Source organism: Nocardia sp. NPDC047654, assembly GCF_043205035.1.
Taxonomy (GTDB): Bacteria; Actinomycetota; Actinomycetes; order Mycobacteriales; family Mycobacteriaceae; genus Nocardia.
In genome coordinates this window covers 1-14,357 of the sequence record NZ_JBIDDF010000019.1, presented here as the reverse complement: position 1 = coordinate 14,357, position 14,357 = coordinate 1, and the positions used below count along the sequence as shown (strand labels likewise).

Here is a 14,357-nt window from a genome sequence, read left to right as displayed (position 1 = left end):
CTTCAACCGCTTAGTTGATAGCGTCATACTAGGGCCGTCATTCGACACCGTCGAGTCCCGCGATGGATCGATCGTCGACGACGCGCCCTCGAAGACCCGCCCGGCGGTCGCACCCGCCAGGCCGGGTCGCGCACGGCCGACGCCGACACAGAGGAGCCACCGTGGACGAGCCGTTCGATGCGCGCCGACCGGATGACCATCACCCGCACCCGGGCAGGGTGGTCGCCGTGCTCGCCGTGGCGGGCCTCGGATCGTCGTTCGTCTTCACCGCGATCATCCCCATCCAGGCGCACCTGCCCGACCTCTTCGCGTCGGGACGCGAACAGACCGCGTGGGCCGTCACGGCGACGCTCCTCGTCGCGGCGGTCCTCACCCCGATCTCGGGGCGGCTGGCCGACATGATCGGCAAACGCCGCGTCGCGCTCGCGCTCCTCGCGCTGCTGGCCCTCGGCTCGGTCGTGTCGGCGGGCGCGCAAGAGCTGTGGATGCTCGTCCTCGGCCGCGGACTGCAGGGGGCGGCGACCGGCATCATGCCGGTGGGGATCGCCATCCTCCGCGACACCGTTCCCGCGCGCCGCCTCGACACCTCGATCGCTCTGATGAGCGCGACGCTCGGCGTCGGAGGCGGCCTCGGACTGCCGATCAGCGCGATCGTCAACCAGCTCGCCGGCTGGCGCTGGACGTTCGGGGCGACCGCGGTTTTCGCGGCCGTCGTCGCGGCGCTCGTGGTGGCGGTCGTCCCCGAGAGCGGGCGCAGCGGCGGACGGTTCGACGCCCTGGGCGCGGCGGGGTTGGCCCTCGTCACCAGTGCGCTCCTGGTGCTGCTGTCCTTCGGGGCCACGTGGGGCTGGACCTCGCCCGCCACCCTCCTCACGTCCGCGGCGGCGCTGATCGTGCTGGCCGGGTGGGTGTGGCACGAGTCGCGCACCCGGGATCCCCTGCTCGACCTACGTCTGGCGCGCAGTCGGCCGGTCCTCATGACCAATCTGACCTCGTTCGCGGTCGGGTTCTCGCTCTTCGCCTCGAACATCGTCTATCCGCAGCTGCTCGAGATGCCCCAGAGCGCCGGAGGTTTCGGCCTGTCACTCATCGGGGCCAGCGTGGTCATGATGCCGCCGGGAGTCATCATGCTCACCCTGGCCCCCGTGGCGGGCGCCCTGTCCAGTCGCTTCGGACCGCGGACTCCGCTGCTGATCGGAGCGGCGTTCCTCACGGCCGCCTACGGTTACGGCCTCCTCTTCTCGAGCGAGATCTGGCAGATCGTCGTGACGAACGTCCTGATCGGCGTCGGCGTCGGCTTCGGTTACGCCGCGATCCCGGCGCTGATCATGCGGGCCGTGCCGGAGCACGCCGCCGGGGCGTCGAACGGCCTCAACACTCTCTTCCGCTCGCTGGGAACGAGCGTCGCGTCGGCATCCATCGGCGCCGTCCTCGCCGTGATGTCGCGCACCGTCGGCGGGACGACCGTGCCCACACCGGGGGCGTTCCACGTCGCGATCCTGTTCGGGCTCATCGCTTCGGCGGTCGCCCTCGTCCTCGCGACCGCGATCCCCCGACCGACACGACGCGGGTGCCCAGCCCCGTTCAAAAGCGACGCGCCACGGACGGCGGGCGCCGGGGCGTCAGCGGACGAACACGCCCTTGCCCCCCGCTTGCCGCTCGAACGACGCGTACGCCTCCGCTGCGTCGTCGAGCCGCCACCGGTCGGTGAAGAGCGCGTCGAGGTCGATCCCCCGGTCGGCGACGAAGCTCGCGCACGCCTCCTGCTCGACCGACGAGAACGTCCAGACGCCGTGCACCTGCACCTGACGTCGGAGCAGATCCGGACTCACCTCGAATGAGACGTCTCCGCCCTCGCCGACGAAAGCCGTCCGCCCCCACGGGCGCAGGCTCTGGACCGCCTGTCGACGCGCCGCCGGAGAGCCGCTGGCGTCGAGGGATGCATCCACGCCTCTCCCCCGGGTGTGCTCGCGGATGGCGGCGACGGCATCCGTTCCGCTCGGATCGATCGTGACCGAGGCGCCGAACGCCCGCGCCCGCTCCAACCGGCTCGCGCTCACGTCCAGCGCGATCACCCGCGCGCCGAGGGCCGCGGCCAGCAGAGTGGCGGAAAGACCGACAGGACCCTGGCCGAAGACCGCGACGGTCTGATCGCCCCTCACGTTCAGGCGCCGCAGCGCGCCCCACGCGGTTCCGGTCCCGCACGAGATGGCCGCGCCGGCAGCGAACGAGAGCGCGTCGGGAAGAGGTACCAGAGTGGCGACACCGACCGCCATGAAGTCGGCATGGCCGCCGTCGGCGTTGTAGCCGTACGCCGTCGGCGCCCGGCGCTCGCACATTTGCGTCCACCCCGATCGGCACGACGGACACATCCCGCAGCCCAGGTAGTGGTGCACCATCACCCGCTGGCCGACGCGGGCCTCGTCGTCGTGCACGTCGGAACCGACCTCCGCAACGACTCCGCACGGTTCGTGCCCGGCGACCACCGAGCCGAGCAACCCGGCGCCCCGGACGTCGGCGTCGCCGTGGTAGAACTTCAGGTCCGTGCCGCACATCCCCGACGCCCGGATCTCGAGCACGACGTCCCGAGGGCCGGGGGCGGGGTCGGGGACCATCCGCACCTCCGCGGTGCGGTCGCCGGGAAAGACCACCGCGCGCATCAGGCGCCGACCGTCTCGTCGGCGGAGGGGGTGGATGCCGGGCGCCCCTCCGACGCGTCCCGACGACGGTACGCCGGGATGAGGAACACGGCGAGCGCCGCCGCCAGGGGAAGAAGGGCCCACAGGATGAAGTTCACCGCGGGGGGCAGGTTCGCGGCGGCGATGACGCCGCCCAGGGCGGCCGCCACGACGGCGGCGGCACGGCCGACCCCGAAGTCCACGCTGAGGATCGAACCGCGCAGGTGCGGCGGATACACGTTGGCCACGAGCCCGTTGAACATGAACGGGTTGTTCACGAGGCCGTAGCACAGCAGCAGCACGAGGATCAGCCAGAAGGGCGCGCCGAGCGCCAGGCCGATCGCGACGAGCGCCAGGCCCGTCAGGAGGAGGAAGACCGCCACGACGATGCGCGGATTGCCACGGTCCTGCATCCGCCCGCCGACGAGACAGCCGACGATCGTTCCGAAGGTGACCAGCGCGGACAGTGCGAGGGCGTTGCTGAACTGCACTCCCCCCAGCACGAGGTATTGCGGCAGCCAGGTGGGGAAGGCGGTGCTCGAGCCGATGACGAACATCGCCGAGATCGCGATGAGGATGGTGCGTCCGCGATACTCGCGCGTGAAGAGGGTGCGCAGTTGCGGCCGGTCGCCGGAGGCCGGCACGTCGAGGTCGCCGAGCCCGAAGCGGGCGCGGAGAGATGCCGCCCGCTGTGGCTGACCGTGCGTCTGCAGGTACGCCCATGACTCGGGCATGGTCGCGACGGCGACGGGGACGAGCAGCAGACCGAACACACCGCCCATGATCCAGAGGATGCGAAAGTCCAGCCCCAGCCCCGCTAGGAGGGCCAGGCCGGCCAGGGGGGCGAGCATGCCCCCGATCGCGGTGCCGACCAGCATGATCGTGTTGTTGGCGAAGCGGCGCTCGCGCAGCGAGAACTCGGCCACGTAGGCGATGAGGGTCGGGACGATACCGCCGATGCCGACTCCGGCGAGGAAACGGAAGACGAGGAAAAGGGTCAAACCGGGGGCGATGGACACCGCGAGAGTGAACACCGAGAAGAGGATGAGCGTGGCGAGCATCACCTTCTTCTTGCCGATCCGATCGGCGAGGATGCCGGCGACGACGGCGCCGACGAGCATGCCTAAGAGCTGGGCGCTCGCGACGGCGCCCGCCGTCCCGGGCGTGACACCGAATTCGCCTTTCGCGAGGATCACGGGCAGCGTGACCCCGACGAGCGAAGCGTCGAAGCCGTCGGCGATCGCGAGGATCGTGGCGACGACAAGGAACCGCCGACGCAGTGCTTTCGCGCGGTCGGAGGTCGGCAGGGTGGTGGCGTTCATCGTCTGTCCTCCTCGACAGAGACCGGGCGGCGCGCAACGCGGCGACCCAGGGATAGTGGTGCGACGTCACTGACGACCGCTTTGCCCGCGAGGCGCCCGAAGGTCATCGACCGCAGGCCCGAGCTGCCCGCGGGGTACTCGTTGTAGAAGATGCCGGCGATCTCCCCCGCCGCGTACCGGCCGGGGATCGGCTTGCCCGCCGCGGTGAGCACGCGGCTCGAGCCGTCGACGCGGAGCCCCCCGTAGGTGAAGCAGATGCGCGGGGCGATCGGCCACGCCGAGTAGGGCCCCTCGGTGAGGGGCGCGGCGAAGTTGCTCTTGGCCGGCGACAGGCCGCGCGTGCCGATGCCGTCCAGGGGCGTGAACGGGTTGATGGTGTTCCCCTCGGCCGCCGCGTTGAACTCCTCCACCGTCTGCGTGAGGGCGGCGGCGTCGATGCCCAGCTGCGTGGCGAGCTCCGCAATCGTGTCGGCCACGACGGGTTCATCGATGAGCCCCATTGATCACTCTTTCTTGTCTTCGCTGACGAAAGCACAGGTGACTTCGAGGTGGGGCAAGTCACACCATCAAGCCTGTGCGGCGAGCATAAGGCCGCCCGAGCGGGGTCAACTATCTAGTTGATTGAATCAACTAGATAGTTGGCCGCATGTAGATCGCGTGAGATGTTGGCCGACGATCTCGCCCCCTCCTCGCCGAACTCGCCACGGCTGGACCCCTGCCCACCCGCACGCGGCGCGCTCGTCGATGCCGCTGGCCGATGCCCTGGACGCCGCAATGGATGCCGTCTCCGCGATCTCGTAGGACGGCATGCGGCCTCGCGGCCCCACAGCCCGATCAACTCGGAAGCGTCAGCCCGCCGATGATCAGGAGGTCGCTGTCGGCGGTCATCGCTGTGTCTCGGGGACGTGAAGCGACAAGCCGTCCAGGTCCTCCGTCATAGTGATCTGGCAGCAGAGCCTGCTGGCAGGAGTCGGCTCCTCCGAGGTCACGTCGAGCATCTGTTCCTCTTCCGCCGTTCTCGGGTTGAGCTTCGCCAGCCACGGTTCGTCGACGAACACATGACACGTTGCGCAGGACAGGCCTCCTCCACACTCACCGACGATGCCTGGTACGAGGTTCTCGACCGCCACATTCATCACGGTTCGGCCCACATCGGCTGAGACGGTGATGTGTTTCCCGCTGGGCTGCACGAAGGTAACTTTGGGCATTTTCTACTTCTTCTACTTCCCTATCTGTGCCGTCAGGACGTCACATGTCCCCGACGACGGGACACTTCGCGATATCACCGGTGCCGTCGTGCACCTGGATCGATGCCGTGACCTGACGCGCGTGCTCGAGAGCGAACTCCTGGGTCACGGGGTTGGTGGCCGTGATGTAGTCGCCCCTCAGCAGACCGTCAACCGCTCGGCGGCCGACCTCGTCGGCGTCTTGAGCGTTCGGCTCGATGGCTTCGGCGAGTTCGCGTGATGAGCGGATAAGCTCGAGCAGCTTCTCGGTCCTCACCCAACTCGGGGCGAGCAGAGTGACGGAGACTCCCGTGGCTGCGAAGTCGCGCCGGGCGGTATCGACCAGCCCGAGCGATGCATACTTCGACGTCGTATAAACGCTGGCGGGGAAGACATGCGGCGGCACACCGAGTGAGTGTTCGGACCCGACGACCAGGAGGCGGGCCGGGGACCCGGAACGGGAAGTGGCGGTCAGAGCCGGCGCGAATTCGCGGATCACGTTGTAGACACCGAACACCATGATGTCGAACGTGCGTCGCGCGGTCTCCGGGTCGGTATCCCAGATCGCGCCGTAAGCGCCTCCCCCCATGACATTGGCCACCACGATGTTGAGGCCGTCCTGGGCTATTCCGGCCGCCTTCATCAAGCCCGCCAGGTCGGTGCTCGACGTCACGTCGGCGTGGACGTACGTTGCGCGTCCACCGGACCCGTTGATGTCCGCGGCCGCCTTCTGTCCGCCGTCGTCGTCGATGTCGCTCACGACCACGAACGCTCCACGCCGCGCCAACTCTGTCGCAATGGCCTTGCCGACGCCGGTGGCGGCTCCGGTCACGAGAGCCGTCTGGCCGTCCAGGCTCGTCTCCACCGCGCTCATGCCCAGGCCACCGGAAGGGATTGGATCTGATTGATGAAGACGGACCAGCCGCGTTGCGGCTCACCGTCCAGCTTGAGCGAGAACCCGCGCTTCGACATCTCCTCGAAAAGGATCCGCAACTCCAGCTTCGCGAGCGCGTTGCCGATACAGCGATGTGCTCCCGAACCGAACGTCAGCGATGCCGTCTCCGTGCGCCACGGGTCGAACTCATCGGGGCGATCGAACACCGTTTCGTCACGGTTCGCCGCGATGAAATACAGGTTGAGCAGGTCGTTCTTGCGCACCTCCTGACCGCCGACCACGGTGTCCTCGGCCGCCGTCCGTGACATGAACATGGCCGGCGTGATAATGCGCAGGAACTCGTCGACTACCTTGTCGGGGCCCAGCTCGTCGATGCCACGCACGGTCTTCTCCGCGACCTCCGGATCCTCGAGGAGCATCCGCATCGATTGACCGATCAACGTGTGCGTCGTCTCGAAGCCAGCGCCCTGCAGCAGGTTCAGAAAGCTGTAGCCCTCGCTGATCGTGACGTCGCCTCGCTCCATCGCGTGGGCGATCACGGTCGTCATGTCGTCCTGCGGCTCCCTGAGCTTCAGAGGGACGAGCTCCTCGCGGTAGTACGCCACCACCTTCTCGATCGCTTCTGCCGTCTGGGCGAGGTCACCCGTCCCCTGTGCAGCGAACGCATCGATCGTGCGATCGACGATCCACTGCCGGTGCTCGCGCGGCACCCCCTGGATCTGCGCGATCACCACGGCCGGAACGACTCGAGCGACCTCCGTGATGTAGTCGAAGGACGTGAGCGTGCCGATGCGATCCAGCGTCTCGACCACGATCTCGCGGACCCACGGGTCGAAGTTCTTGACGACCCGGGGACCGAACGCCTTCGCCGCGACGCGACGCACCGAGCTGTGGCGGGGCGGGTCCATGTGCATCAACAGGTCGGCGGTGGGGTTGAGCTGCGGATCGGCAGGCAGGTTGGTGCCCGGCCAAGCCGCGCCCGGGACGGAACTGAAGAGGTCGGGTCGCGCTTCGATGTCGAGAATGTCCTGGAACCGCGTGACGGCCCAGAAGCCACCGTTCGCGACGCCGAGCGATGCATCCTGCCAGTAGAAGCCAGGCTGGCTTCGCATGTAGTCGAAGGCGCCGAATGGCACCGCATCGTGAAAACTTGCGGGGTCGGTCAGATCAGGCAGAAGGGCCTGAGCGGTCGTCGACACGCATCCTCCTTGAGACGACGGGAGGCCAGCGTATGACAGACCTCACATATATAGTGGATCAACTAGTTGGTTACCGCAATCCAATCTAGATAAATAAGTTCAATAATTTGGCCCACAGGTGGCCGAAAGGCGTCTAAGCTCCAGATATGCACGCGGTTCGTCCCAGCTTGGACATCACCCTCGACCGGGCACTCGAGGTCATCAAGGAGTTCGATGCGCTCCTGGTGAGGGGTGCGACGATCGACACCGTCTTGCGAACCGCCGCCTCGCGGGCCGGATGCATCGCCGGCCTTTGGACCACGGGCGCCCTGGACGGACGCACCGCAGCCCCGGACGGCACAATGTCTCGTGGCACCCCGGGCCCGTCGGCCGCGACCTGCACACTTGGCGCAGGCGGAGTCATCTGGCTGGAGCGCGACCAGCTCATCGCCGACGACCTAGACGCACTCATCCTCGATCGGATGGATTTCGTAGCCACCGTAACGCTGCGGAGCATGGGCTCGGCGGAGACCGCGCTGTCGGAAGCTGCGCTCATCGAAGTGACGATCAGCGCTACCGCCGACGAGGCGGATCGCGCCCGCGCCCTGCGCATGCTCGGCTACTCCGCGGCCGCCGAGTTACGGGTGCTCACCTGCGATGGCAGCCGCCGCCAGCTCGATTCTGTGGTCGAGCAACTCCGCGCCGCGGGTCGCCGGGTGCACACTGCCGAGATCGGCGCCTTGTGGGTGATCCTCGTCGACGGCGATCTCCCCGAGACGCTCGGAGTGCCTATCGGGGTGCGACTGGCGACCAGCCCCAAGACGCCCGGCATCACCGCCCCACGCGCATGGATGGAGGCCGGACTCGCGCTCGAATTCGCCCTGCCCAGCACTCGTCACACCGGGCCCTATCGCATCGAGGAAGCGGTAATCCTCGAAAGCAATCGGATCGGTTGTGTCACCTTGCTCGCCCAACACATTCCGATGGACGCCATGGCCGAGGCCGCAGAAGTGGTTGCGCTGGACAAGCTCGCGGGGACACCGGGCGGCACGGAAATGCTGAGAACCCTCGAGGCTGTCGCCGCCACCGAATCACTGAGACGGGCGGCGAGCACCATTCATATGCATCACAATTCCGTGCGTACTCGCGTCGAACGCGCCGAGCAACTCCTCGACTTCCAGCTGACCGAACCCTATGGCCGTGTCCGGCTGATGACGGCGCTGACGCTGCGTCGGTTGCGGGACGCAAAACTGCGCGCCCGGGAACGGCTCCAACACCTGCAGTGAACTCCGATAGGACTACAACCCGCGGCGCACCGCGGGTCGGTCGGCTACGTGTGGCGTCGTGCGCCATATGGCGCGATGGCCGACTGGATATCGCGCCATATGGTCAGTGATTTCCACCACACAGGTCCGCAATACTGACTGAGCGAAATGAATTGGACACGGGACGATTTCGTGAACGGCCATGGTGCCACATCCATCCGGACGGCCCGCCGCAGGCATTCGAAGTCGAAGCTGCGAAATCTGCCGTCGGGCGGTGATTGGAGATCCACGTGAGCATTCGGAATCAAGAGCGATGTGACGCCGTCGTCATCGGAGCCGGATTCGCGGGAATGTACGCGCTCCACCGCCTCCGCGACGACCTCGACATGAATGTCGTGGCAATCGAGCGAGGCGAAGACGTCGGCGGAACATGGTACTGGAACAGATATCCCGGCGCGCGGTGTGACGCGGAATCAATCTTTTACTCGTACTCGTTCGATCCGGCTCTCCAGGCCGACTGGAACTGGTCGGAAAAGTACGCGACACAGCCAGAAATCCTTGCTTACGCGTCGCATGTCGCGGATCGATTCGATCTGCGTCGTAGTATCCGGTTCAACACCGACGTCACTGCGGCGCATTTCGACGAGAACGACGATATGTGGCTCGTCCAAACCTCGTCTGGGAATATTCGGACTCGATTCCTGATCACCGCGCTCGGCTGTCTGTCCGCCTCACGTATTCCCGAGATCGACGGCCTCGGCGATTTCGCCGGACAGGTTTATCACACCGGCCGCTGGCCGCACGAAGGCGTGGATCTCACTGGAAAGCGCGTCGCTATGGTCGGTACCGGATCCTCCGGTATTCAATTGCTCCCGGCCATCGCGGCCGACTGCGCGCAGGTCACCGTTTTCCAGCGCACCCCCAACTACAGCGTCCCGGCACGCAACAGGAAGCTGGGACCCGACGAACTCACCAGGATCCGCTCGGTCTACGGCGCTCTGTGGGCCGAAGCCCGGCTGTCGCCGGCGGGTCAGGTCATCGCTGCGCCTACCGGTAGCGCATTGGCCGCGGGCGCCGGTGCTCGCGACGAGCTGGATCGGCGCTGGGCGGAGGGCGGACCCGGCTTCCTCGCCGCTTTCACCGATACGATGCTCGACGAGCGGGCGAACGCTGTCACCGCCGACTACGTGCGCGACCGGATCCTGGAGACAGTCGACGACCCGCGGACCGCGGACCTCTTGTGTCCCAAAGACTATCCCATCGGCGCCAAGCGGATCTGCGTGGATACCGATTATTACGCCACCTTCAACCGCGACAATGTGGAACTCGTCGATGTCGCGACGACCCCGATCGAGCGCATCACCGCCGGCGGCATTGTGGTAGGCGGCATCGAGTACCCCACCGATGTGATCGCTTTCGCCACCGGCTTCGACGCCATTACCGGACCGTTCGACGCGATCGATATCCGGGGCCGGGACGGTGCCGGCCTCCGTTCGGCGTGGGCCGAAGGCCCCCGGTCCTACCTGGGCCTCGCAGTGCACGGATTCCCGAACATGTTCACCATCACCGGCCCGGGCAGCCCTTCGGTGCTGTCCAACATGATGGCCTCGATCGAGCAGCACGTCGACTGGATCGCCGGCTATCTCACCTTCCTGTCCGCTCTCGGCGTCACCACCAGTGAGGCAGCCCGGACCGCGCAGGACGCCTGGGTACAGGAGGTCGACGAGATCGCCGCCGCGACCCTCTATGTCAAGGGTAAGTCGTGGTACCTGGGCGCGAATGTACCGGGCAAGCCACGGGTGTTCATGCCCTACGCCGGTGGTGTCGGGGTGTATCGCCGGCAGTGCGATCTGGTGGCGGCCAAGGGTTACCCCGGCTTCACCCACTCGGTGGCGTCCCATGCTCACCACGCCGGCGACGCAGCACGAACCGGCACTACCCCGAACGACGCCGCAGCCGTCCCGGCCGGCGCCTGACCGAAAGTTGGAACGAGTATGACACAGCAACTCACGACGGCTACCTCGACGGATCTGTTCAACCGGAGCAAGCTTTTCATCGGCGGCCGGTGGACTTCCTCGTCCACCCGCGGGACCATCGAGATCACCGACCCGTACAGCGAAGAGGTGATCGGCGCTGTTCCGGAGGCCAACGCCGCCGATACCGACGCCGCCATCGCGGCAGCGGTACGGGCGCTCCGGGACAATCCGTGGCAACGCATGTCATTCGACGAACGCGGCGACGTACTCGCCCGAGTCGCGGAACTGCTCGTCGAACGCAACACCGATGTCGAGACCACCTATATCAAAGACCAGGGCGGGATCCGCTCCTTCGCGGCCTACATTGCAGGTCAGGCAGCAGATATCTTCGCCGAACACAAGAAATTCTCCGGTGAACTCTACGCCGAACAGTGGCGGGAGAACGGCGGCGAGCGCAACCTGATCAAGCGTGAGCCGGTCGGTCCGGTGCTGGCCATCGTCCCGTGGAACGCTCCGCTGGTCCTCGCCGCGGTGAAACTCGCCCCCGCTCTGCTCGCAGGCTGTCCGGTGGTGATGAAGGCCGCAGTCGAGGATCCCTCTGTGTCCTTCATCCTCGCCGAGGTCCTCGAAGCGGCCGGCGTCCCGGAAGGGATGGTGAGCATCCTGCCCGGTAACCCCGACGCACTCGGAGATATCGCCGCGCGACCGGAATTCGCACATATCGCCTTCACAGGTAGCACCGCCTCTGGGCGGCGGATCATGCATACCGCGGCGGACAACATCACCGATGTGGTCCTGGAACTCGGCGGCAAATCCGCCGGTATCTTCCTCGACGACCTCGATCCTGCCCACGGCGCCCAGCTCGTGATTCCGGGTTCACTGGCCCAATCCGGCCAGGTCTGCACCACCTACTCCCGGCTGCTGGTGCCCGAATCTCGGCGTGACGAATGGATCGGGACCCTGATCGCCACCTTCCAGTCACTTCCCGTCGGCGACCCGGACGATCCCGCCACCGTCATCGGACCGCTGATCTCGGCCGGACACCGCGACCGGGTGGAGGGCTACATCCAGAGCGCCCGCGATGAGGGCGCGACAATCCTCACCGGTGGCAAGCGCCCGAACCTGCCGCACGGATATTTCGTGGAGCCGACCCTGATCACCGATGTCACACCCGAAATGCGCATTGTCCGGGAGGAAGTGTTCGGCCCGGTGATCACCGTGCAGTCCTATCGGGACCTCGACGAGGCGGTCGAGATCGCCAACAGCAGTGAGTTCGGCCTGGGGGCAGGCATTTTCACCGCCGATACCGACGCCGGGCTCGCCCTCGCACCGCGCCTCCAGGCAGGCAATGTGGCGATCAACAATTTCGGCGCCTGCCTGATGCAGCCCTTCGGTGGCTACAAGAGCTCCGGCCTCGGACGCGAGGGCGGAATCGAGAACGTCGAGCACTTGCTGGCCTTCAAACAGGTGCGCATGCCCATGCAACTGCCCCTCTGAACTCATACCTCCCCGCCGAAGCCGCCGGAAAGGACGATTCCCATGTCACCCCGCGACAGGGTGGATCCCGCCTCGCGTGAACCACTCGAACAGCTCCTGGCCGCACTTCCCGGCGGCTTCAACGCCATCGCCGATATCGAGCAACGCCGTGCCACCGTCCGTGCCATGACGGCCGCCACAACGGCCGAGCTTCCGCCCGACAACCGCGTGGTCACCGAGAACCGAATGGTGCCCGGCCCGGCCGAAGCACCCGATGTTCCCGTTCGCATCTACCGCCCCGCCGGCATCGAGGGCGAGCTCCCCGGGCTGTTGTTCATCCACGGCGGCGGCATGGTGATCAGCGACATCGATGGGGAGGACCTCGCTGCCACCCGCCTTTGCGCGGAGGTCGGTGCCGTGGTGGTCTCCACCGGCTACCGTAAAGCACCGGAGAACCCGTATCCCGCTCAGCTGGAAGACTGCTACGCCTCGCTGATCTGGATGGTGAAAAGCGCCGCCGAGCTCGGCATCGATATCGATCGGGTCGGAGTCTACGGCGGTAGCGCCGGTGGCAACCTGACGATCGCGGTGTCGATGCTCGCTCGGGACAAGGGGTTCCCCACCTTGCGGTTCATGATGCCGATCTATCCGATGGTCGACGATCGGAACGAGACGCCTTCCAGCCATCAGATCACCGATATCGGTATATGGGACCGCTCGGCCAATATCGAGGCCTGGTCGTGGTTCCTGGCCGGGCAGCCCGCGGACGGCTACGCCGCTCCCGCTCGGACCGAGGATCTGGCCGGATTACCGCCGGCCTTCATCGATGTCGGCGAACTGGATCTGTTCCGCGACGAAGACATCGCCTTCGCGCAGCGACTTGTTCAAGCGGGTGTACCGACCGAGTTCCACCTGTATCCGGGGGCCTACCACGGCTCCGAAACCTTTGCCCCCGCCGCGGCACTGTCCCAGCAGATCTGGGCGACCCGTATCCGGGCACTGCGCGCGGCCCTGCATGCCCGGTAACACCGCCGGCATCAATCGTTTGAGTACATCCAGGAGAACTGTCCAGTGAAAACCAATGCCGCTGTCCTGCATCGCGCTCCCGGCGAGTGGAGCGTGGAGGAACTCGAACTCGATGAACCCCGGCGGGGCGAGGTACTCGTGGAGATGGTCGCGACCGGCCTGTGCCACTCCGACGACCATGTCTCGCACGGCGACGCCCAGGTCGCCTACCTGCCCGTCGTCGGTGGCCACGAGGGCGCCGGGATCGTCCGCGCGGTCGGCCCCGAAGTCCACGGATTAGAGGTGGGCGATCATGTACTCACCTCCTTCATCCCCAGCTGCGGTAAGTGCCGCTGGTGTGCCATGGGAATGCAGAACCTCTGCGACAACGGCGCGCTGGTCATGGTGGGCTACCAAATGGACGGCACATTCAGGATGCACACCAAGGACGGGATCGATGTCGGCACCCTCAGCCTGCTCGGCACCTTCTCCGAATGGCAGGTCTACGATCAGTTGTCCCTGATCAAGATCGACAAGGATATTCCTCTCGAAGTGGCCTGCCTCGTCGCATGTGGCGTGCAGACCGGCTACGGCTCGGCCAGCACCGCGGGCGATGTGCAGCCCGGCGACGTTGTCGTGGTGGCCGGTGTCGGCGGTGTCGGTATGAACGCAGTCCAAGGTGCCGTCGCCTCCGGCGCGGCGCACATCATCGCGGTGGACCCTGTCGCCGACAAGCAGAAGTGGGCCCTCGAATTCGGCGCGACCGAATCCTTCCCCTCGATGAGCGAAGCGCTGCCCCGGGTCCAAGCCCTCACCAACGGCCAAGGCGCGGACGTGACCATCCTGGCAGCCGGGCTCGTCCACAACGATCTGATCACCGAGGGCTACCATTCCATCCGCAAGGCGGGCACGCTCGTCGTCACCGGTGTGGGCCCGGACCACGAATACGGCCTGCACGGCATCAACGCCTTTACCCTGGCCATGTTCCAGAAGCGCATCCAGGGCGCGCTCTACGGAATGAAATCGCCGCGTGAGGCCATGCCGAATCTGCTCAACCTGTACCGCAGCGGAAAATTGAAGCTCGACGAACTCGTCACCAAGACCTACAGCCTCGACCAGATCAACACCGCTTACGACGATATGCGCAACGGACGCAATATCCGCGGCGTCATCCGTTTCCGCTGACCTTCCCGGACATGTGTTGGGGGCGGGGGGGGCGCCCCCCCCCCCCCCCCGGCCCCCCCCCCCCCCGGGGGGGGGGCGGCCCCCCCCGCCACCCCCCCCCCCCCCCCCCCCCCCCGGGAGACAGTTGTGAACACCCCCCCCCCCCCCCCCC

The 14,357-nt window shown here is 66.7% G+C and carries 11 protein-coding genes and 1 pseudogene; 6 read left to right on the top strand and 6 right to left on the bottom strand.

Annotation, left to right across the window (positions count from 1 at the left end):
* Positions 1 to 62 precede the first annotated feature (62 nt).
* Positions 63 to 1,553: pseudogene (locus ACGF7Y_RS31735) on the top strand (MFS transporter); the annotation flags it as partial.
* Between the two features lie 69 nt (positions 1,554 to 1,622).
* Here ACGF7Y_RS31735 and ACGF7Y_RS31730 read toward each other — a convergent pair.
* The 6 genes from ACGF7Y_RS31730 to ACGF7Y_RS31705 all read right to left on the bottom strand — a co-directional run bounded on the left by ACGF7Y_RS31730 (position 1,623) and on the right by ACGF7Y_RS31705 (position 7,320).
* Complete coding sequence (locus ACGF7Y_RS31730) at positions 1,623 to 2,660, bottom strand: zinc-binding dehydrogenase (RefSeq protein ID WP_195065874.1); 1,038 nt, start codon at positions 2,658 to 2,660, stop codon at positions 1,623 to 1,625.
* Entirely contained in the window at positions 2,660 to 4,000 is a 1,341-nt protein-coding gene (locus ACGF7Y_RS31725) for an MFS transporter (protein WP_393240338.1), read from the bottom strand. The genes ACGF7Y_RS31730 and ACGF7Y_RS31725 overlap by 1 nt, the downstream gene beginning before the upstream one ends.
* Positions 3,997 to 4,500 (bottom strand): FAD-binding protein, encoded by a 504-nt coding sequence (locus ACGF7Y_RS31720; RefSeq protein ID WP_195065872.1) that lies wholly within the window; start codon positions 4,498 to 4,500, stop codon positions 3,997 to 3,999. The genes ACGF7Y_RS31725 and ACGF7Y_RS31720 overlap by 4 nt, the downstream gene beginning before the upstream one ends.
* 384 nt (positions 4,501 to 4,884) lie before the next feature.
* Positions 4,885 to 5,208: a 2Fe-2S iron-sulfur cluster-binding protein gene (locus tag ACGF7Y_RS31715; protein WP_195065871.1), complete on the bottom strand. Its 324-nt coding sequence runs from the start codon at positions 5,206 to 5,208 to the stop codon at positions 4,885 to 4,887.
* A gap of 40 nt (positions 5,209 to 5,248) precedes the next feature.
* Positions 5,249 to 6,100, bottom strand: a complete 852-nt coding sequence (locus tag ACGF7Y_RS31710) for an SDR family oxidoreductase (RefSeq protein WP_195065870.1) — start codon at positions 6,098 to 6,100, stop codon at positions 5,249 to 5,251.
* The gene (locus ACGF7Y_RS31705) at positions 6,097 to 7,320 is read right to left on the bottom strand and encodes a cytochrome P450 (protein ID WP_195065869.1); all 1,224 of its coding nucleotides are present in this window, start codon (positions 7,318 to 7,320) and stop codon (positions 6,097 to 6,099) included. The genes ACGF7Y_RS31710 and ACGF7Y_RS31705 overlap by 4 nt, the downstream gene beginning before the upstream one ends.
* Before the next feature lie 167 nt (positions 7,321 to 7,487).
* On the opposite strand from ACGF7Y_RS31705, the gene ACGF7Y_RS31700 reads away from it, so the two are divergent.
* The 5 genes from ACGF7Y_RS31700 (at position 7,488) to ACGF7Y_RS31680 (ending at position 14,206) form a co-directional block, all read left to right on the top strand.
* Positions 7,488 to 8,585, top strand: coding sequence for a helix-turn-helix domain-containing protein (locus ACGF7Y_RS31700; protein ID WP_195065868.1), 1,098 nt, complete (start codon positions 7,488 to 7,490; stop codon positions 8,583 to 8,585).
* Between the two features lie 269 nt (positions 8,586 to 8,854).
* Positions 8,855 to 10,540: an NAD(P)/FAD-dependent oxidoreductase gene (locus tag ACGF7Y_RS31695; RefSeq protein WP_324195979.1), complete on the top strand. Its 1,686-nt coding sequence runs from the start codon at positions 8,855 to 8,857 to the stop codon at positions 10,538 to 10,540.
* 18 nt (positions 10,541 to 10,558) lie between these two features.
* A complete protein-coding gene (locus tag ACGF7Y_RS31690; RefSeq protein ID WP_195140539.1) occupies positions 10,559 to 12,037 on the top strand; it encodes an aldehyde dehydrogenase family protein in 1,479 nt (492 codons plus the stop codon).
* A 42-nt stretch (positions 12,038 to 12,079) separates the two neighbouring features.
* Positions 12,080 to 13,042, top strand: a complete 963-nt coding sequence (locus tag ACGF7Y_RS31685) for an alpha/beta hydrolase (protein ID WP_393240332.1) — start codon at positions 12,080 to 12,082, stop codon at positions 13,040 to 13,042.
* A 45-nt stretch (positions 13,043 to 13,087) separates the two neighbouring features.
* Positions 13,088 to 14,206, top strand: a complete 1,119-nt coding sequence (locus tag ACGF7Y_RS31680; protein WP_195065865.1) for an NDMA-dependent alcohol dehydrogenase — start codon at positions 13,088 to 13,090, stop codon at positions 14,204 to 14,206.
* Positions 14,207 to 14,357 lie beyond the last annotated feature (151 nt).

What these genes read in the sequence shown, in the direction of transcription:
- ACGF7Y_RS31685 (WP_393240332.1), top strand. Translation starts at nt 12,080, where the DNA reads ATGTCACCCCGCGACAGGGTGGATCCCGCCTCGCGTGAACCACTCGAA.
- ACGF7Y_RS31710 (WP_195065870.1), bottom strand. Translation starts at nt 6,100, where the DNA reads ATGAGCGCGGTGGAGACGAGCCTGGACGGCCAGACGGCTCTCGTGACC.
- ACGF7Y_RS31730 (WP_195065874.1), bottom strand. Translation starts at nt 2,660, where the DNA reads ATGCGCGCGGTGGTCTTTCCCGGCGACCGCACCGCGGAGGTGCGGATG.
- ACGF7Y_RS31690 (WP_195140539.1), top strand. Translation starts at nt 10,559, where the DNA reads ATGACACAGCAACTCACGACGGCTACCTCGACGGATCTGTTCAACCGG.
- ACGF7Y_RS31720 (WP_195065872.1), bottom strand. Translation starts at nt 4,500, where the DNA reads ATGGGGCTCATCGATGAACCCGTCGTGGCCGACACGATTGCGGAGCTC.
- ACGF7Y_RS31725 (WP_393240338.1), bottom strand. Translation starts at nt 4,000, where the DNA reads ATGAACGCCACCACCCTGCCGACCTCCGACCGCGCGAAAGCACTGCGT.
- ACGF7Y_RS31715 (WP_195065871.1), bottom strand. Translation starts at nt 5,208, where the DNA reads ATGCCCAAAGTTACCTTCGTGCAGCCCAGCGGGAAACACATCACCGTC.